At 71.4% G+C, this 16,471-nt stretch carries 17 protein-coding genes; 13 read left to right on the top strand and 4 right to left on the bottom strand.

The window, feature by feature from the left end:
* The 4 genes from OG504_RS48645 (at position 1) to OG504_RS48630 (ending at position 3,164) form a co-directional block, all read left to right on the top strand.
* A complete protein-coding gene (locus tag OG504_RS48645) occupies positions 1-345 on the top strand; it encodes a hypothetical protein (protein ID WP_405995575.1) in 345 nt (114 codons plus the stop codon).
* A gap of 5 nt (positions 346-350) precedes the next feature.
* Positions 351-1,262, top strand: coding sequence for a hypothetical protein (locus OG504_RS48640; RefSeq protein WP_405995574.1), 912 nt, complete (start codon positions 351-353; stop codon positions 1,260-1,262).
* A gap of 430 nt (positions 1,263-1,692) precedes the next feature.
* The gene (locus OG504_RS48635; protein WP_405995573.1) at positions 1,693-2,649 is read left to right on the top strand and encodes a serine protein kinase RIO; all 957 of its coding nucleotides are present in this window, start codon (positions 1,693-1,695) and stop codon (positions 2,647-2,649) included.
* Between the two features lie 164 nt (positions 2,650-2,813).
* The gene (locus OG504_RS48630) at positions 2,814-3,164 is read left to right on the top strand and encodes a DUF488 domain-containing protein (protein ID WP_405995572.1); all 351 of its coding nucleotides are present in this window, start codon (positions 2,814-2,816) and stop codon (positions 3,162-3,164) included.
* Positions 3,165-3,195: 31 nt separating this feature from the next.
* Here the strand turns inward: OG504_RS48630 and OG504_RS48625 are convergent, their stop codons facing one another.
* Together OG504_RS48625 and OG504_RS48620 are read right to left on the bottom strand one after the other, a co-directional pair.
* A complete protein-coding gene (locus tag OG504_RS48625; RefSeq protein ID WP_405995571.1) occupies positions 3,196-4,869 on the bottom strand; it encodes an FAD-binding dehydrogenase in 1,674 nt (557 codons plus the stop codon).
* 44 nt (positions 4,870-4,913) lie between these two features.
* On the bottom strand, positions 4,914-5,540 hold the full coding sequence (locus tag OG504_RS48620) for a TetR/AcrR family transcriptional regulator (protein WP_405995570.1): 627 nt from the start codon (positions 5,538-5,540) through the stop codon (positions 4,914-4,916).
* Between the two features lie 128 nt (positions 5,541-5,668).
* Here OG504_RS48620 and OG504_RS48615 point away from each other — a divergent pair, with 128 nt between their 5' ends.
* From OG504_RS48615 to OG504_RS48605, 3 genes are all read left to right on the top strand, one after another.
* Positions 5,669-6,298 (top strand): alpha-ketoglutarate-dependent dioxygenase AlkB, encoded by a 630-nt coding sequence (locus OG504_RS48615; protein ID WP_405995569.1) that lies wholly within the window; start codon positions 5,669-5,671, stop codon positions 6,296-6,298.
* Positions 6,299-6,441: 143 nt separating this feature from the next.
* On the top strand, positions 6,442-7,191 hold the full coding sequence (locus OG504_RS48610) for an MBL fold metallo-hydrolase (RefSeq protein WP_405995568.1): 750 nt from the start codon (positions 6,442-6,444) through the stop codon (positions 7,189-7,191).
* A 9-nt stretch (positions 7,192-7,200) separates the two neighbouring features.
* Entirely contained in the window at positions 7,201-8,436 is a 1,236-nt protein-coding gene (locus OG504_RS48605) for a DUF4032 domain-containing protein (protein WP_405995567.1), read from the top strand.
* A 6-nt stretch (positions 8,437-8,442) separates the two neighbouring features.
* On the opposite strand, the gene OG504_RS48600 is transcribed toward OG504_RS48605, so the two are convergent.
* Positions 8,443-9,480, bottom strand: a complete 1,038-nt coding sequence (locus OG504_RS48600; protein WP_405995566.1) for a LacI family DNA-binding transcriptional regulator — start codon at positions 9,478-9,480, stop codon at positions 8,443-8,445.
* Between the two features lie 172 nt (positions 9,481-9,652).
* Here OG504_RS48600 and OG504_RS48595 point away from each other — a divergent pair, with 172 nt between their 5' ends.
* Positions 9,653-10,438, top strand: coding sequence for a TIM barrel protein (locus tag OG504_RS48595; RefSeq protein ID WP_405995565.1), 786 nt, complete (start codon positions 9,653-9,655; stop codon positions 10,436-10,438).
* Positions 10,439-10,475: 37 nt separating this feature from the next.
* Positions 10,476-11,507: a Gfo/Idh/MocA family oxidoreductase gene (locus tag OG504_RS48590; protein ID WP_405995564.1), complete on the top strand. Its 1,032-nt coding sequence runs from the start codon at positions 10,476-10,478 to the stop codon at positions 11,505-11,507.
* A gap of 18 nt (positions 11,508-11,525) precedes the next feature.
* On the opposite strand, the gene OG504_RS48585 is transcribed toward OG504_RS48590, so the two are convergent.
* Positions 11,526-12,398, bottom strand: coding sequence for a universal stress protein (locus tag OG504_RS48585; protein ID WP_405995563.1), 873 nt, complete (start codon positions 12,396-12,398; stop codon positions 11,526-11,528).
* Between the two features lie 61 nt (positions 12,399-12,459).
* Here OG504_RS48585 and OG504_RS48580 point away from each other — a divergent pair, with 61 nt between their 5' ends.
* The 4 genes from OG504_RS48580 to OG504_RS48565 all read left to right on the top strand — a co-directional run bounded on the left by OG504_RS48580 (position 12,460) and on the right by OG504_RS48565 (position 16,411).
* A complete protein-coding gene (locus OG504_RS48580; protein ID WP_405995562.1) occupies positions 12,460-12,813 on the top strand; it encodes a VOC family protein in 354 nt (117 codons plus the stop codon).
* A gap of 120 nt (positions 12,814-12,933) precedes the next feature.
* Positions 12,934-14,610 carry an FAD-dependent oxidoreductase gene (locus tag OG504_RS48575; protein WP_405995561.1) on the top strand — a complete coding sequence of 559 codons (1,677 nt, stop codon included), beginning with the start codon at positions 12,934-12,936 and terminating at the stop codon, positions 14,608-14,610.
* Positions 14,607-16,064 carry an ATP-binding protein gene (locus tag OG504_RS48570; protein ID WP_405995560.1) on the top strand — a complete coding sequence of 486 codons (1,458 nt, stop codon included), beginning with the start codon at positions 14,607-14,609 and terminating at the stop codon, positions 16,062-16,064. Before OG504_RS48575 ends, OG504_RS48570 begins: the two co-directional genes overlap by 4 nt.
* Positions 16,061-16,411, top strand: coding sequence for a UBP-type zinc finger domain-containing protein (locus OG504_RS48565; RefSeq protein ID WP_405995559.1), 351 nt, complete (start codon positions 16,061-16,063; stop codon positions 16,409-16,411). The genes OG504_RS48570 and OG504_RS48565 overlap by 4 nt, the downstream gene beginning before the upstream one ends.
* Positions 16,412-16,471: the final 60 nt, after the last annotated feature.

Below are 16,471 nucleotides of genomic sequence, written 5' to 3'. Positions count from 1 at the left end.
GTGGACGCCGAACGATCGGCACTGACCACGCTGTGCCAGGAGTTCGAGGCGCTGATCGGCGAGACCGGGCTCCACTCCGCGGAACGTCAGGAACTGCTGCAAAGGATCGTGGCCGAGGCGCGGGCCCGGCGTCCTGTGCTCGCCCTGCTGGGCCAGTTGCTGAACACCGACCGTGAGACCACCCTGCGCACGCTCTCGACGGGGCTGCCGGGATCCGGGCCGGGCATCGCCCGCCGGGAGGCCTTCCGCTGCCCGGACGGCGCCTGCGACCGGACGGCGGTTCCGCTCCCGGCGGGTGCGATCCCGCGCTGCGCCGTCTTGGGCCGGCCCCTGGAACGGGGGTAGCGCAAGTGGGCGGTTTCTTCGAGCAGTTGGCCAAGACGCTCGCCGACCGCTGGATCAGCCTGCTGGTGCTGCCCGGTGCGTTCTTCCTCGGCGCGGTGTGGCTGGCCGTCAACCTCGGCCATGCCGACGCGTGGAACGTCGCGTTGTCGGCCCGCAAGGTCCAGAACACCGCCGACACGGTCAGGGACCTGCCGAGCGGTGCGCAGGCACTGCTCGTCGTGGCCGTACTGGCGGCCGCCTCCGGTGTGGGCTTCGTCGTGCAGGCGCTGGCCGGAGTCACCCGGCGAGTCTGGCTGGGGCCGTGGCCCCGCCCGTTCGCCGCGGCCGCGACGGCGCGGACAGCGCGCAGGCGTGCCCGGTGGCACCAACTCCTGGAGGAACGCCGGGCGTTCGAAGCCGCGAGCCCGGGCACACGCACCCGCGAACAGCAGGACCGGATCGACACCGCGGCCGACCGCGTCACCCGGCTGGCCATGGCCGAACCGGGCAGGCCGACCTGGATGGGCGACCGGATCCACGCCGCCGAGTCGATCGCGTACCACCGCTACGGCCTCGACCTGACCTACGGCTGGTCCCGGCTCTGGCTGGTCCTCCCCGACCCCGCACGCACCGAACTCACCGCAGCGCACGCGGCGTTCGCCGCCGCGGTCGCCACCGGAACCTGGGCTCTGCCCTACCTCCTGCTCACCGTGGTGTGGTGGCCGGCGCTCCTGATCGCCGCGGGCATCGGTCTGACCGGATGGGCCCGCGCCCGTTCCGCCGTAGCCGATTTCACCACCCTGACCGAGGCCACCCTCGACCTGCACGGCCGCACACTGGCGGTCGCGCTGGGAGTCGGCGACCCCACGGAGGGAACCGGCCCGCTCACGATCGGCGAGGGCGAGCGCATCACCGACCTCGTGCGGAAGGGCCGCTAGCGGAACTCCGTTGCCGTGGGCCCGGGTTGACGCCGGACGGGCGGCGTGAGGGTCGACCCGGGCGATGGCCCCGTGCCTGCCGGACGGCAACGAACACCTGGGGCCGGCCGTCGCCAGCCCCACCTTCGCCAGCCCCGCTTTCGCCAGCCCCGCTTTCGCCAACTCTGCCTTCGCCAACTCTGCCTTGACCAGCCCCACCAGGGCCGGGACGAGCCCGCTGAGAAGGATCACGCCGGAAACCTGCGGCACCGCCGGGGCCGCTCGACGCCGACCGCCGTAATTCAGTTGCCGGCCCCCGTGCCCGCCCCTCACCATGGGCGGGCCACCGGGAGCTGCCCGGTGCTCCACGAGAGGAGGCGCGACGTGACGACGACTGTCCTCGGCCTGCCCGCCGACCGCCTCCCTCTCACCTCATGGAGCACCCCCAGCGATGTCTCGCGACCATCTCCCGCAGCACCCTCAGCACTCTCAACACCCGGCATTTCCTGACGACTTCACCACCGACCCCTACGGCCACGTCCCGCCACCGGGCGACGCCGTACCGGGCGACGTCGACGACCGGTTCGTCTTCGACTTCCGTCCCTACGACGACGACCTCGCCGACGGCCAGCGCTGGTCGACCTGGCTCAGCGTCGAACCTCTCAGCCGGGGCCCCGAACCGCTCCCGGACTGGGTGGTGACCTCGCAGGGCGCGATCGACACCGAGCTCGGCGTCCTCAAGACCGGCAAGGAGGCCGACGTCCACCTCGTCGAGCGCGCCGACCCGCGCGACCCCGCCGCCGGCGTCGTCATGGCGGCCAAGCGCTACCGCTCCCCCGAGCACCGCACCTTCCACCGCGCCGCGTCCTACACCGAGGGCCGCGCGATGAAGCGCTCACGTGACGAGCGGGCCATCAAACGGAAGAGCACCTTCGGTCGCCAGGTCGCGGCCGGCGAGTGGGCGGTGTCCGAATGGGCCGCGCTGGTACGGCTCTGGAACCTCGGGCTGCCGGTCCCCTACCCGGTCCAGATCGACGGCACCGAGATCCTGATGGAGTGGATCACCGTCGTCGACGAGGAGGGCACCGTCCAGACCGCGCCCCGGCTCGCCCAGACCCGCCCCTCACCCGAACTGCTGGCTTCGTACTTCGAGCAACTCACCGACGCGCTCGCGACGATGGTGCAGAACGGCCTCGTGCACGGCGACCTCTCGGCGTACAACATCCTGGCGGCGGACGAACGGCTGGTCGTCATCGACCTGCCCCAGATCGTCGACCTGGTCGGCAATCTCAACGGCATGACCTTCCTCCAGCGCGACTGCGCCAACATCTGCGGCTGGTTCCGCTCCCGCGGCCTCGACGCCGACGAGCACGCCCTGTTCGCGGAACTGATGGCACACGCCTTCTGAACCGGGCGGCCCGTGCCGCATCGGGCAACGACGGCCATGTCGACGACGGCGCGTGAGCGCAGGTCGTCGACATGGCGGTTCCGCCGGACGATGTAGCGACGGACGCGGCTTCTGGATGGGCACCGTAGGCTCACCGCACCACCGCCACCCGAGGGAGCCCGCCCGTGACCGTCCGCGTGCGTCGTGTCTACGATCCGCCCGAGCCGGAGGACGGCGTGCGCGTCATGGTCGACCGGCTGTGGCCGCGTGGCCTGTCGAAGGACGCGGCCCGGGTCGACGAGTGGCCCAAGGAGATCACCCCGTCGACCGAACTGCGCCGTTGGTACCACGCGGGCGAGGGGTCCTTCGAGGAGTTCAGCAGCCGTTACGAGGCCGAGCTCGCCGAGCCCGAGGCGGCTCAACTCCTGCACACCTTGCAGAACTTGGTCCGTATGGGGCCGGTGACGCTGGTGACGGCGGTCAGGTCGCCGGAGCGGAGTCACGCCTCGGTGCTGGCCCGCCTCCTGGAGGGGTGAGGAGACGGGCCGTAGGGCCGGAGAAGTACTGCTAGGCCGTCTGCTTCGCCGCGGCGCGGCCCGCCGCCCGGCCCGAGAAGAGGCAGCCGCCGAGGAACGTGCCTTCGAGCGCGTTGTAGCCGTGGACCCCACCGCCGCCGAAGCCCGCGACCTCGCCCGCCGCGTACAACCCGCCGATCGGCTTTCCGTCGGCGGCCAGCGCCCGTGAGTCGAGGTCCGTCTGGATGCCGCCGAGGGTCTTGCGGGTCAGGACGTGCAGCTTGACGCCGATCAGGGGGCCGGCTGCCGGGTCCAGGATGCGGTGCGGGGTGGCCACGCGGCCCAGGCGGTCGCCGATGTAGCGACGGGCGTTGCGGATGCCCTGGACCTGGGAGTCCTTGCTGTAGGGGTTGGCCATCTGGAGGTCACGGGCCTCGATCTGGCGCCGCACCACGGCCGCGTCCAGGAGCGGCTTGTCGGTCAACTGGTTCATCTTCTCGACCAGTTGCTCCAGGTTGCCGGCGGTCACGAAGTCCGCGCCCTTGCGCAGGAAGGCGTCCACCGGACCCGGGGCGCCCTTGCCGAGGAGCCGGTCGCGCAGCACCGCCTTCTTGTCCTTGGCGGTGATGTCCGGGTTCTGCTCGGAGCCCGACAGCGCGAACTCCTTCTCGATGATCTTCTGGGTGAGGATGAACCAGGAGTGGTCGTGCTCCGCCAAGTCCTCGGTCGTGCGCAGGTACTTGAGGGTGCTGAGAGTGTCGTAGCCCGGCAGGCACGGGTCGGGCAGGCGCCGGCCGAGGGCGTCGAACCACAGGGACGACGGGCCGGGCAGGATGCGGATGCCGTGACCGGGCCAGACCGGGTCCCAGTTCTGCAGGCCCTCGGTGTAGTGCCACATGCGGTCGCGGTTGACGAGTCGTACGCCCGCCTCGGCGCTGATGTCGAGCATGCGCCCGTCGACGTAGGCCGGGACGCCGGTGACCATCTCGGCGGGCGGGGTGCCGAGGCGCTCGGGCCAGTACTGGCGGACGATGTCGTGGTTGGCGCCGATGCCGCCGGTGGTGACGATCACTGCCTGGGCGGTGAGTTCGAAGTCGCCGATCGCCTCGCGGCTGGAGGAGACGCCCCGGGCCGCGTTGTCCTCGGCGAGGACCGTGCCGCGGACGCCGCGCGCCTCGCCCTCCTCGACGACCAACGCGTCGACCTGGTGGCGGTAGTAGAAGGTGAGAAGCCCGTCACGGGCGGCCTGCCTGGCGTGGTTCACGAAGGGTTCGACGACTCCGGTGCCGGTGCCCCAGGTGACGTGGAAGCGCGGGACGGAGTTGCCGTGGCCGTGGGCGCGCAGGTCGCCGCGTTCCGCCCAGCCGACGGTGGGGAGCAGCTTGATGCCGTGGCTCTCCAGCCAGGGGCGCTTCTCTCCGGCGGCGAACTCGACGTAGGCGCGCGCCCAGCGCACCGCCCAGGAGTCCTCGTCGTCGACGCGGTCGAAGCCGGCGCTGCCCTGCCAGTCGTTCCAGGCCAGGTCGAAGGAGTCCTTGATGCCGAGACGGCGCTGTTCCGGCGAGTCGACGAGGAACAGCCCGCCGAAGGACCAGAACGCCTGCCCGCCGAGGTTGTTGGCGTTCTCCTGGTCGACGAGCGCGACCCGGCGTCCCCGGCTGGTCAGTTCATGGGCCGCGACCAGACCGGCCAGACCGGCTCCGACGACGATGACGTCCGCATCCATGGCGACCGTTGCCCTTCTCAAGTTGGTTGTGCCCAAGTGGGTTGTCATTCAGGGGAGTTGCTGCCGTCGGTCAGCAGCGCGGTGAGCAGCTGCTTGAGCCAGGAGCGCGCCCGCTCGGCGTCCTTGTCGAGCAGCAGCTGAGTGGTGACTCCGTCGTACGCGGCGATCACCGCGTGGGCGGCGCCGTCGATGTCGCCCAGTACGGCGGGGAGTTGAGTATGCCCCCGCGCCCGGGTGAGCCGGTCGGCGATCGCGCCGCGCAGCCGTGCCCGGTGGTCGAGGAGGGTCTGGGCGACGGCCGGGTCCCGGGCCGCGTGCACCAGGAAGTCGGTCTTGACCAGCAGCCAGTCCAGGTCGAGGAGCAGCACGTCGGTGACGCGGTCCACGGCGGCCGGCACGTCGAGGTCGGGCCCGTCGAGCGCGAACGCGCCGGCCACCTGGTCGGCGATCAGCTCGGCCCGGTCCCGGTAGAGGGCGAAGAACAGCTCGTCCAGGCTGCCGAAGTTCGAGTAGAACGCGCCCCGGCTGTAACCGGCGGCCTCGCAGACCTCCTCGATGGAGACCCGCCCGAACCCCTTCGCCGCGAACACGGCGAACGCGGCGTCCAGCAGATTGGCGCGCGTGCGGACCCGACGCCTGGTCACACGCTTGGCCGTCGCCTCCGCCACCATGTCCGGACCTCCGCGTCCTTCGTTCGATACGTGAATGTATCCGATACATCGATGCATCCAAAGGGGCAGAACTCAAGAGGCCGACTCCACATGGGAACAGATATTCGAATAAGGAGTACGCTGGTTCCATGACCGCGCACCACCTCCAGGGCTCCCTCTTCGACCAGACCGACCAGCTCCGCCTCGGCCCCCTCCACGGGATACGCCGTACGACACTGGGGCTCGGCGCCTGGATCGACGTGCTGCCCGGGTGGCTCACCGGCGCCGACGCCCTGTTCGAGGAGCTGGCCACCGAGGTGCCGTGGCGCGCCGAGCGCCGTCAGATGTACGACCAGGTCGTCGCCGTACCGCGACTGCTCGCCTACTACGGCGCCGACGACACGCTCCCCCACCCGGTGCTGGCCGAGGCCCGGGACGCGCTCTCGGCGTACTACGCACGGGAGTTGGGCGAGCCCTTCGCCACCTCCGGGCTCTGCTACTACCGCGACGGCCGGGACAGTGTCGCCTGGCACGGCGACCGGATCGGGCGGGGTGCCCGCGAGGACACGATGGTGGCGATCCTCTCCCTGGGCACGCCCCGCGACCTGCTGCTACGGCCCGTGCGCGGCGGCGAGTCGGTGCGGCGCCCGCTCGGGCACGGCGATCTGATCGTGATGGGCGGCTCCTGTCAGCGAACCTGGGAGCACTGCGTCCCCAAGACCACTCGCGCCGCGGGACCGCGCATCAGCGTGCAGTTCCGCCCGCACGGCGTGCACTGAGGCGGAGAGGCGGCCGCTTCGGATGCGCGCGGGGGCCGCCCCCGGCGGACGGCGCCGGAGGCGGCTTCCCCCGCCCGCACCCGCCCGGCGAGCGTCTGGTTGGCTGTCCTCCGTCGAGCACCACCACATACGAGGGGACGGTCATGCGGGCAGAGGTACGCCAAGTCGCCGACGGCACCTATCTGGTGCACGGCAGCAACACCAACTGGGTGATCCTCACGGACGGCGACGCGGCCACGCTGGTGGACACCGGATACCCCGGGGACCGTCAGCTCGTGCTCGACTCCCTTGCCCAGGTGGGCAGTTCACCGGAGGCGGTCCGGGCAGTGCTGATCACGCACGCCCACAACGACCACCTCGGCTCGGCCGCGTACCTGCGCGACACCCACGGCACCCCGGTCCTGCTCCACGAGGCCGAAGTGCCGCACGCCCGCCGGGAGTTCCTCCAGCAGGTGAGCGTGGGGACGGTCCTGAAGAACGCCTGGCGTCCGGGAGTGCTGCCGTGGATGGTGCACACGATCCGCGTCGGCGGCACCGAGCAGCATCCGGTCGCCGCGGCCGAGGCGTTCCCGAGTTCGGGCGACCCCCTCGACCTGCCCGGCCGGCCCGTCCCCGTGCACACCCCCGGCCACACGAGCGGGCACTGCGTGTTCCACCTCCCGGAGCGCGGGATCGTGATCTCCGGGGACGCCCTGGTGAGCGGCCACCCGACGTCCCGGATCAAGGGCCCGCAGCTGCTGCCCGACATGTTCCACCACGAGCGCGACCGTGCCGTGGCCTCGCTGGACATCATCGAAGGGCTCGACGCCGAGACCCTGCTGCCCGGCCACGGCCCCCTGCACACCGGTCCGGTCCGTGAGGCGGCCGGGCGCGCCCGCGAGCACGCGATCTAAGGTCACCCCATGGCACTGCAGATCAACGCGACGAACCCGGAGCATCCGGTCCTCCTGCTGGAACTGCCCTGGGACGTTCCGCTGGAGGAGTGGCCCGACGATTACCTGGTCCCGCTGCCGCGCGGCATCTCCCGCCACGTCGTGCGCTACGCCCGCGCCGGCAGCGAGGTCATAGCCGTCAAGGAGCTCGCCGAGCGGCCCGCGCTGCGCGAGTACGAGCTGCTGCGCGACCTGGACCGGCTCGGCATCCCCGCGGTCGACCCGCTCGCCGTGGTCACCGGGCGCGCCGACGCCGCCGGCGAGCCGCTGGAGCCGGTGCTGATCACCCGGCACCTGGGCGGCTCGATGCCGTACCGCTCGATGTTCGAGACGACGCTGCGGCCGGCGACCATGCACCGCCTGATGGACGCGCTCGCGGTACTGCTGGTGCGGCTGCACCTGGCCGGGTTCGCGTGGGGCGACTGCTCGCTGTCGAACACGCTGTTCCGGCGGGACGCGGGCGCGTACGCCGCGTATCTGGTGGACGCGGAGACCGGCGATCTGCACCCGCAGCTGAGCAACGGCCAGCGGGAGTACGACCTCGACCTCGCCCGCGTGAACATCAGCGGGGAGCTGCTCGACCTGGAGGCGTCCGGGGCGCTGCACCCGTCCGTCGACCCGATCGAGTTCGGCATGGAGATCTGCGCCCGGTACCAGAGTCTGTGGGAGGAACTGACCCGCGTCTCGGTGTACCCGGCGGGCAAGTACCACTTCATCGAACGCCGGATCCGGCGCCTGAACGAACTCGGCTTCGACGTCGCCGAGATGCAGATCGAGCACTCCTCCAACGGCGACACGGTCACCTTCGTGCCGAAGGTCGTCGACGCGGGCCACCACCAGCGGCAGCTGCTGCGCCTGACCGGCCTGGACGCCGAGGAGAACCAGGCGCGGCGGCTCCTGAACGACCTGGAGTCCTGGATGGCCACGCAGGACGACTACGCCCCGGGCGATCCCCTCGCCGCCCGGCCCGAGGTGCTCGCGCACCGGTGGGTGCGGGACGTGTTCCGGCCGACCGTGCGCGCCGTACCGCTCGAACTGCGTGGCGCCATGGACCCGGCCGAGATCTACCACGAGCTGCTCGAACACCGCTGGTACATGTCCGAGCACGCCCAGCACGACATCGGCCTGGACACGGCGGTCGACGACTACCTCAAGAACATCCTGCCGAAGGTACGCGAGACGCTGGCGCCGACCACACCGGAGTGACCCGGGTCAGCCCGCGGCAGGCGGAGCCGTCGTGCCGCGGACGACGAGGCGCGGCGGAACCACGCTCTCTCCCTCCGCCACGGCCTCCCCGTCCAGGCGGGCGATGGCGCGGCCGACGGCGAGTTCCGCGAGGCGCGGGACGTCCTGGGCGACGGTGGTGAGGTCGATGTGGGCGAGCCGGGACAGACTGGTGTCGTCGAAGCCGACCACGGAGATCTCGCCGGGGACGGACACACCGGCGCGCAGGAGGGTGTCGAGGACGCCTGTCGCGCAGCGGTCGTTGAAGGCAAGTACCGCACTGGGCCGGGAAGTTGATGCTTCGGCGAGCAGAGTGCGGGCGCCGCGCGCGCCGTCGTCCTCGGTCGGTCCACCGGGCAGGACACGGACGTGATCGTCGAGGCCGTGACGGTGCATCGCGGTGCGGTAGCCGCGGCGGCGGTCGGCGGCGCCGGGTGCCTTGCCGCCGTCGATGTGTGCGATGGCCCGGTGACCGAGCGCGACCAGGTGGTCCACGGCCTGGCGGGCGCCCTCGTCGTCGGCGGTGCGGACGACGTCCACGGCGGGCGGGGCGGGCCGTAGCCGCCGGGCCACCGAGACGACCGGGACCTGGGTCGCGAGGTGCGCGAGGCGGGCGGTCGGGACCTCGGGGCCGAGCAGGACGAGGGCCTCGCACCGGTCGGCGAGCAGCGCCTCCACGGCCTGTCGCTCACCGCGCGAGGGGGCGACCGCGCTCAGGGCGACCTGGTAGCCGGCGGGCTCGGCGGCGGCGTAGATGCCCTCCACCAGGTCGGTGTGGAAGGGATGCCGCAGCCCGAACTGCACGCCGAGGAGGCGTGAGCGGTTGCTGCGCAGCACCCTGGCCCGGGTGTCGGGCCGGTAGCCGATCTCCTCGGCGGCCTTGAGCACCCGCTCGCGGGTGGTCGCGCTCGCGCCGTAGGCCCCGCGCATCACGATGGAGACCAGCGCGACGGACACGCCCGCCCGGGCCGCGACATGGGCCAGGGTGGGCCGCTTTCCGTCGGGGACCGCGGGGGTGGTCGGCACGGTGGTCCTTCCGGTAGAGGTGTCGTTCCGTTCCGGGATGGTAGCCGCCCCGAAGGGCCTGCTCCGACGGTACTGCAACGTTCTAGAAACATGCCCGGCGAAGCCTTGACACGGGAATCCAGCAGTGGCGTACTACTGCCATCTAGAACGTTCTAGAAGAGGGCGAGCAGTCATGTACACGTTGGCGGTCTGTGCCGAGATGGTCTTCCGGGACCTGCCGATCCACGAGCGGGCGCGGCGCATCCACGAGGCCGGTTTCCAGGTCGAGATCTGGGACTGGACCCGGCACGACCTGGACGCGCTCACGCGGACCCCGGCCGAGTTCTCGTCGATGACGGGCTACATCCGGGGCAGCCTCACGGACGAGTCGGGCGCCGCCGAACTCCTGCGCACCGCCGAGGAGTCGGTGAAGGCAGCCGATCAACTGGGCTGCCCCCGGCTCAACTTGCACGGCACGGGGCTCGACTCCGAGGGCCTGCCGGTGGTTCCGGTGACGGGCGAGCCCACGGGCGCGATGTGGATCGCCGCACACCGCACCCTGACCCGCCTCGCCGCGCTGGGCGAGAGCAACGGGGTCACCTTCACGCTGGAGAACCTCAACGCCGCGGTCGACCACCCGGGCGTACCGTTCGCGACGGCCGCCGACACCCTGGCCCTGGTCAAGGCGGTGGACCGGCCCGGCCTGCGCATGAACCTGGACCTCTACCACGCGCAGATCGGCGAGGGGAACCTCATCGAACTCGTCCGCAAGGCCCACGAGTTGGACCTGATCGGCGAGATCCAGGTGGCGGACGTCCCCGGCCGCCAGGAGCCCGGCACCGGCGAGATCAACTACCCGGCGATCGCCCGCACCCTCGCGGACATCGGCTACGACGGCACGGTCGCGATGGAGGCCTGGGCCTCGGACGGCGACAGCGAGCGCGCCCTGGACCGCTTCCGCACCGCGTTCACGGTCTGACCCGCCCCGGCATCACACGACACTAAGGAGAACGCCCATGACCACCCAACTGCCCCTTGCCATCGGCCTGGTGGGCGCGGGCCGCATGGGCTCCTTCCACGCCGAGACCCTCGCCCGCCGCCTCCCCGGCGTCCGCCTGGCAGCCGTCGCCGACCCGGCCCCGGGTGCCGCGCGGCGTCTGGCCGACCGGCTCGACTGCCCCACGGCGTACACCGAGATCGGCGACCTGCTCGCGGATCCGGACGTGGACGCGGTGGTGATCTCGACGCCGGCCCGCACCCACGCGGACCTGGTCGTGGCGGCGGCGCGGGCGGGCAAGGCCGTCTACTGCGAGAAGCCGATGGCGACCACCCTCACGGACGCCGACCGAGCCATCGCGGCCGCCGCCAACGCGGGCGTGCCGCTCCAGATCGGCTTCAACCGCCGTTACGACGCCGGGTTCCGGGCCGCGCACGACAAGGTGGCGGCGGGCGCGATCGGCACCCCGCAGCTGCTCCGCTCGCTCACCCGCGACCCGAAGCTGGCCGACCCGGCCCCCATCCCGCCGTGGACGATCTTCCTCGAAACCCTCATCCACGACTTCGACACCCTGCGCTACCTCAACCCCGGTTCCGAACCGGTCGAGGTCTTCGCCATGGCCGACGCCCTGGTCCGCCCCGACTTCAAGGACCGTGGCCTGCTCGACACGGCCGTCGTCACGATCCGCTTCGACAACGGCGCCCTCGCCACCGCCGAGGCCAACTTCCAGGCGGTGTACGGCTATGACGTGCGCGGCGAGGTCTTCGGCTCGGCGGGCATGCTGACGATGGGCGACATCCGGCGCACCCATCTGACGTCCTACGGCGCGGACGGCCTCGCGGCCGAGACCGTCACCTACGACCAGGACCTCTTCCACGACGCGTACGTCGCCGAGCTCGCCGACTTCACCGAGACGGTCCGCACCGCCCGCACCCCGTCGGCCACCGGCGAGGACGCCCGCGCCGCGCTGACGATCGCGCTGGCGGCGATCCGGTCGGTGGAGAAGGGGGTCCCGGTGCGTATCGAGGACATCCGCGCCGAGGCCAACTGACCGTCCTTCACCGCAGGTTCAGGAAGCCGGCACCACGGCCACCGGGCACTCCGCATGGTGCAGCACCCCGTGCGTGACCGAGCCGATCCGCGCGCCCACCGCCGTACGGTGGGCGCGCCGCCCGACGACCATCAACTGGGCGCGCCCCGCGAGCGACAGCAGGACCTGCCCCGCGCTGCCGATCTCCACGTGCTCGACCACGGACACGTCCGGGAAGCGCTTCCGCCACGGCTCCAGCGCCTCGGCCAGGCCCTTCTTCTCGTACGGTTCCAGGCCCCCGGCCTCGTCGAGGAGCCGCATGGAGCCGGGGCTGTAGGCGAACACCGGCGGCAGGGTCCACGCCCGTACCGCACGGACCGTCGCACCGCGCGCCGCGGCCGTCTCGAAGGCGAAGCCCAGCGCGGCGGCGCTGTCCTCGGGGTTCCCGTGCTGCCCCACGACGATCTCGCGCCCGGCGGCCTCCGCAGTGGCGTCTTCCCCAGCGCGCACGAGCACGACGGGCCGTACGGAGTCGGCGATGACCCGCTGGCCGACGGAACCGAGCAGGAAGCCGACGACGGGCCCGTGCCCGCGTGAGCCGAGGGCGAGGAGTTCGGCGTCGGCAGCGGCGGCGATCAGCGCGTCGACGGGGTCGCCCTCCAGGACGTCGGTGGTGATGTCCAGGCCGGGGTGGCGTTCGGCGACCTCCCGGGCGGCCTCGCCGGCCGCGTCCCGCACCCAACGGTCCTGGGTCTCCCGGTCCCCCGCGTCGAGGGCCTGGTGCTCCTCGTACTGCCAGACATGCACGACACGCAGCGCCAGCCCCCGCCGTACGGCCTCGCGGCCCGCCCAGGCGAGTGCGGCGAGACTCTCCGCCGATCCGTCGACCCCTGCCGTGATCGGACGTGTCATCCCGTGGCCTCCCTGTGTTGCGGTCACCTGCGTCGGGCCCAGTCTTCACTACGGTGCCCGCATGACCTTGGAGTGGGAGCAGGTAGTGGTGGACGCGGCCGACCCCGTCGCGCTGGGACGCTGGTGGGCCGAGGCGCTCGGGTGGGTGGTGGTGGGCGAGGAGACGGACGAGTTCGAGATCAGACCGGAGCCGGAACGGCTGCCGGGGCTGCTGTTCGTGCCGGTGCCCGAGGGCAGGACGGTCAAGAACCGGCTGCACCTCGACTTCCGGCCCGACGACCAGGAGGCCGAGGTGATCCGGCTGCTGGCCCTGGGGGCACGGACCGCGGACGTCGGGCAGGGCGAGCAGTCGTGGGTGGTGCTGGTGGACCCGGAGGGGAACGAGTTCTGCGTGTTGCGCTCCCGGCGCCCCTGAGGCCCCCGTCTCGGGTGTAGCGGAGCGCGGCGCGGCGATCGACCATACGATGGTGGGGAGCCGGCGCGGTGACAACGGCGCCGCCGTGCCGTGAAGCCGACCACTCGGGGTGGGAGACGTATGGCACAGGCCGCCGAAGCCGCGCGGACCGTCATCATGACCGTTGACGACGATCCGGGAGTGTCCCGTGCCGTCGCCCGTGACCTGCGGCGGCGCTACGGCGAGTCGTACCGGATCGTGCGCGCGGAGTCCGGCGAGTCCGCGCTGGACGCGTTGCGTGAGCTGAAGCTGCGCGGGGATCTCGTGGCCGTGATCCTGGCCGACTACCGGATGCCGCAGATGAACGGCATCGAGTTCCTGGAGCAGGCCCTCGACGTCTATCCGGGCGCGCGCCGGGTGCTGCTGACCGCGTACGCGGACACGGACGCGGCGATCGACGCGATCAACGTCGTGGACCTCGACCACTATCTGCTGAAGCCGTGGGACCCGCCGGAGGAGAAGCTCTACCCGGTCCTGGACGACCTCCTGGAGGCCTGGCGGAACAGCGACTACCGGCCCGTGCCCGCCACGAAGGTGGTCGGGCACCGTTGGTCGGCGCGCTCCTCGGACGTGCGGGAGTTCCTGGCCCGCAACCAGGTGCCGTACCGCTGGTACTCCGCCGACACCCCGGAGGGGCTGCGGCTGCTGTCCGCTGCCGGGCAGGACGGGCAGCGGCTGCCGCTCGTCATCACCGCCGAGGGGAACGTGCTCGTCGAGCCGGAGGCGACCGAACTGGCCGCCGAGGTCGGGCTCGCGACCACACCGACGGCCGACTTCTACGACCTCGTCGTCATCGGCGGCGGACCGGCCGGGCTCGGCGCCGCCGTGTACGGGGCTTCGGAAGGGCTGCGGACCGTTCTCGTCGAACGGTCGGCCACCGGTGGGCAGGCCGGGCAGAGTTCGCGCATCGAGAACTACCTCGGGTTCCCCGACGGGGTGTCCGGGGCCCAACTCACCGACAGGGCACGGCGGCAGGCCGGAAAGTTCGGCGCCGAGATCCTGACCGCCCGCGAGGTCACGGGACTTGAGGCCAACGGGTCGGCGCGGGTGGTGCGTTTCGCCGACGGCTCGACGGTCGCCGCGCACGCCGTGATCCTGGCGACCGGCGTCTCCTACCGGCAACTGCAAGCACCCGGCACCCCCGATCTGACGGGTTGCGGGGTCTACTACGGCTCGGCGCTGACCGAGGCGGCCTCCTGCCAGGGGCACGACGTGTACATCGTCGGTGGCGCCAACTCGGCGGGCCAGGCGGCGATGTACCTGTCCCGGGGCGCCAAGTCGGTGACCCTGCTGGTGCGCGGGGGCTCGCTGGCCGCGTCGATGTCGTACTACCTGATCCAGCAGATCAACGAGGCGGAGAACATCTCGGTCCGCACCGGCACGGTGGTCGACGCCGCGCACGGCAGCGACCATCTGGAGCAGCTCACTCTGCGCGACACCGAGAGCGGAAACACCGAACTCGTCGACGCGCAGTGGATGTTCGTGTTCATCGGCGCGGCCCCGCTGACCGACTGGCTGGACGGGTCGGTGCTGCGGGACGAGCGTGGGTTCATCCTGTCCGGGCCGGACCTCACCGTGGACGGAAAGCCGCCCGCGAGCTGGGAGTTGGACCGGGCGCCGTACCACCTGGAGACCAACATTCCCGGCGTGTTCGTGGCGGGCGACGCACGCGCCGAGTCCGCGAAACGCGTCGCGTCCGCCGTAGGAGAGGGAGCCATGGCCGTGATGCTCGTCCACCGCTACCTGGAGCAGTCATGAGCGGGCAGGTGCTGCCGTGCAGCCCGCAGGAGATCGGCACGCTGTTCCTGTTCGAGAAGCTGACGCCGGAGCAGCTCGGCCGGCTGTGCTGCGACGGGCAGGTGGAGCAGTTCGAGGCCGGTCCCGTCTACACCGAGGGCGACCCCGCGACCTGCTTCTACGTCATGATCGAGGGCACGGTCGTGCTGTCCCGGCGGGTCGGCGGCGACGACGTGGAGGTCGCACGGACCTCGCAACGCGGGGTGTACACGGGCGCGATGCAGGCCTACATCGGTGACCGGGTGCAGCAGGTGTACCTGAACTCGATGCGGGTGACGGAGCCGACGCGGTTCTTCGTGCTGCCCGCCGAGACGTTCGCGGCCATCATGAGCGAGTGGTTCCCGATGGCGGTCCATCTGCTGGAGGGGCTCTTCTTCGGCCAGAAGAGCAGTCAGTTGGCGATCAGCCAGCGTGAACGGCTGCTGGCGCTGGGCTCGTTGTCTGCCGGGCTGACGCACGAGCTCAACAACCCCGCCGCCGCTGCCGTCCGGGCCACCTCGACGCTGCGCGAGCGGGTGGCGAAGATGCGGCACAAGCTGCGCGTCATCTCCTCCGGCCCGTACTCGCGGGAGGACCTCGCGAACCTCATCGACATCCAGGAACGCACGGCCGAACGGGTAGCCAAAGCCCCGTCGTTGAGCCCCCTGGAAGCCTCGGACCGCGAGGACGCCCTCACCGACTGGCTCGACGACCACGGCATCATGCAGGCCTGGCAGATCGCGCCCACGTTCGTGCAGGCCGGTCTCGACATCGACTGGCTGGACCAGGTCGCGGCGGCCGTGGACGAGGACGTCCTGCAGGCGGCGGTCGGCTGGCTGAGCTACACGGTCGAGACCGAGCTGCTGATGACGGAGATCGAGGACTCCACCACCCGGATCTCCAATCTGGTCGGCGCCGCGAAGCAGTACTCGCAGCTGGACCGCGCGCCCTACCAGGTCGCCGATGTGCACGAACTCCTCGACAGCACCCTGCTGATGCTCGGCGGGAAGACCGGCGACCGGATCAAGGTCGTCAAGGACTACGACCGTACGCTCCCGAAGATCCCGGCCTACCCGGCGGAGCTCAACCAGGTGTGGACCAACCTGATCGACAACGCGGTCTCCGCCATCAACAGCGCGGGCGGGGAAGGCACGTTGACGGTGCGGACGGCGCTGGTGCGTGATCAGCTCATGGTGGAGTTCCGTGACACGGGGCCCGGTGTGCCGCAGGAGATCCGCAGCCGTATCTTCGATCCGTTCTTCACCACCAAGCCGGTGGGCGAGGGCACGGGGCTCGGTCTGGACATCTCCTGGCGGATCGTCGTCAACAAGCACCACGGCACCCTCCAGGTGGAGTCGGTGCCGGGCGACACCCGCTTCCAGGTCCTGCTCCCCCTCACCGCCGTCGACAACGAGACGCCCGAGGAGTCCGCATGAGCGACATCACCGGAATCGACCCCACCGTCCCACCGAGCGGCGCCGGTTGCGTGGAGTGCGACGCGGCCGACGGCTGGTGGTTCCATCTCCGGCGGTGCGCGCAGTGCGGTCATGTCGGCTGTTGCGACGACTCCCCCGCCAAGCACGCCACGGCCCACTACCAGTCCACGGGACACCCGTTCATCCAGAGCTACGAACCCGGTGAGGACTGGTTCTGGAACTTCACCACCTCCGAGCTCTACGACTCCGGTCCCGAGCTCGCCGCTCCGGTGAGCCACCCGAAGGACCAGCCGGTGCCGGGTCCCGCGGGACGCGTTCCGGCGAACTGGGCCGAGACCCTGCGCTGAACCCCGGCCTGCCGGGCGGGGACCGTCTCCCGCCCGGTGGCCAGGTGCGTTGTCAGTGGC

The organism is Streptomyces sp. NBC_00986 (assembly GCF_045162565.1).
Classification (GTDB): domain Bacteria; phylum Actinomycetota; class Actinomycetes; order Streptomycetales; family Streptomycetaceae; genus Streptomyces.
Note: the sequence above shows the minus strand (reverse complement) of the source record. Positions and strands in the feature narration are given on the sequence as shown.

Excerpts from the sequence above, each read along its gene's own strand:
- OG504_RS48635 (WP_405995573.1), top strand. The coding sequence starts at position 1,693 with ATGTCTCGCGACCATCTCCCGCAGCACCCTCAGCACTCTCAACACCCG.
- OG504_RS48625 (WP_405995571.1), bottom strand. The coding sequence starts at position 4,869 with ATGGATGCGGACGTCATCGTCGTCGGAGCCGGTCTGGCCGGTCTGGTC.
- OG504_RS48620 (WP_405995570.1), bottom strand. The coding sequence starts at position 5,540 with ATGGTGGCGGAGGCGACGGCCAAGCGTGTGACCAGGCGTCGGGTCCGC.
- OG504_RS48615 (WP_405995569.1), top strand. The coding sequence starts at position 5,669 with ATGACCGCGCACCACCTCCAGGGCTCCCTCTTCGACCAGACCGACCAG.
- OG504_RS48610 (WP_405995568.1), top strand. The coding sequence starts at position 6,442 with ATGCGGGCAGAGGTACGCCAAGTCGCCGACGGCACCTATCTGGTGCAC.
- OG504_RS48605 (WP_405995567.1), top strand. The coding sequence starts at position 7,201 with ATGGCACTGCAGATCAACGCGACGAACCCGGAGCATCCGGTCCTCCTG.
- OG504_RS48595 (WP_405995565.1), top strand. The coding sequence starts at position 9,653 with ATGTACACGTTGGCGGTCTGTGCCGAGATGGTCTTCCGGGACCTGCCG.
- OG504_RS48590 (WP_405995564.1), top strand. The coding sequence starts at position 10,476 with ATGACCACCCAACTGCCCCTTGCCATCGGCCTGGTGGGCGCGGGCCGC.
- OG504_RS48585 (WP_405995563.1), bottom strand. The coding sequence starts at position 12,398 with ATGACACGTCCGATCACGGCAGGGGTCGACGGATCGGCGGAGAGTCTC.
- OG504_RS48580 (WP_405995562.1), top strand. The coding sequence starts at position 12,460 with ATGACCTTGGAGTGGGAGCAGGTAGTGGTGGACGCGGCCGACCCCGTC.
- OG504_RS48575 (WP_405995561.1), top strand. The coding sequence starts at position 12,934 with ATGGCACAGGCCGCCGAAGCCGCGCGGACCGTCATCATGACCGTTGAC.
- OG504_RS48570 (WP_405995560.1), top strand. The coding sequence starts at position 14,607 with ATGAGCGGGCAGGTGCTGCCGTGCAGCCCGCAGGAGATCGGCACGCTG.
- OG504_RS48565 (WP_405995559.1), top strand. The coding sequence starts at position 16,061 with ATGAGCGACATCACCGGAATCGACCCCACCGTCCCACCGAGCGGCGCC.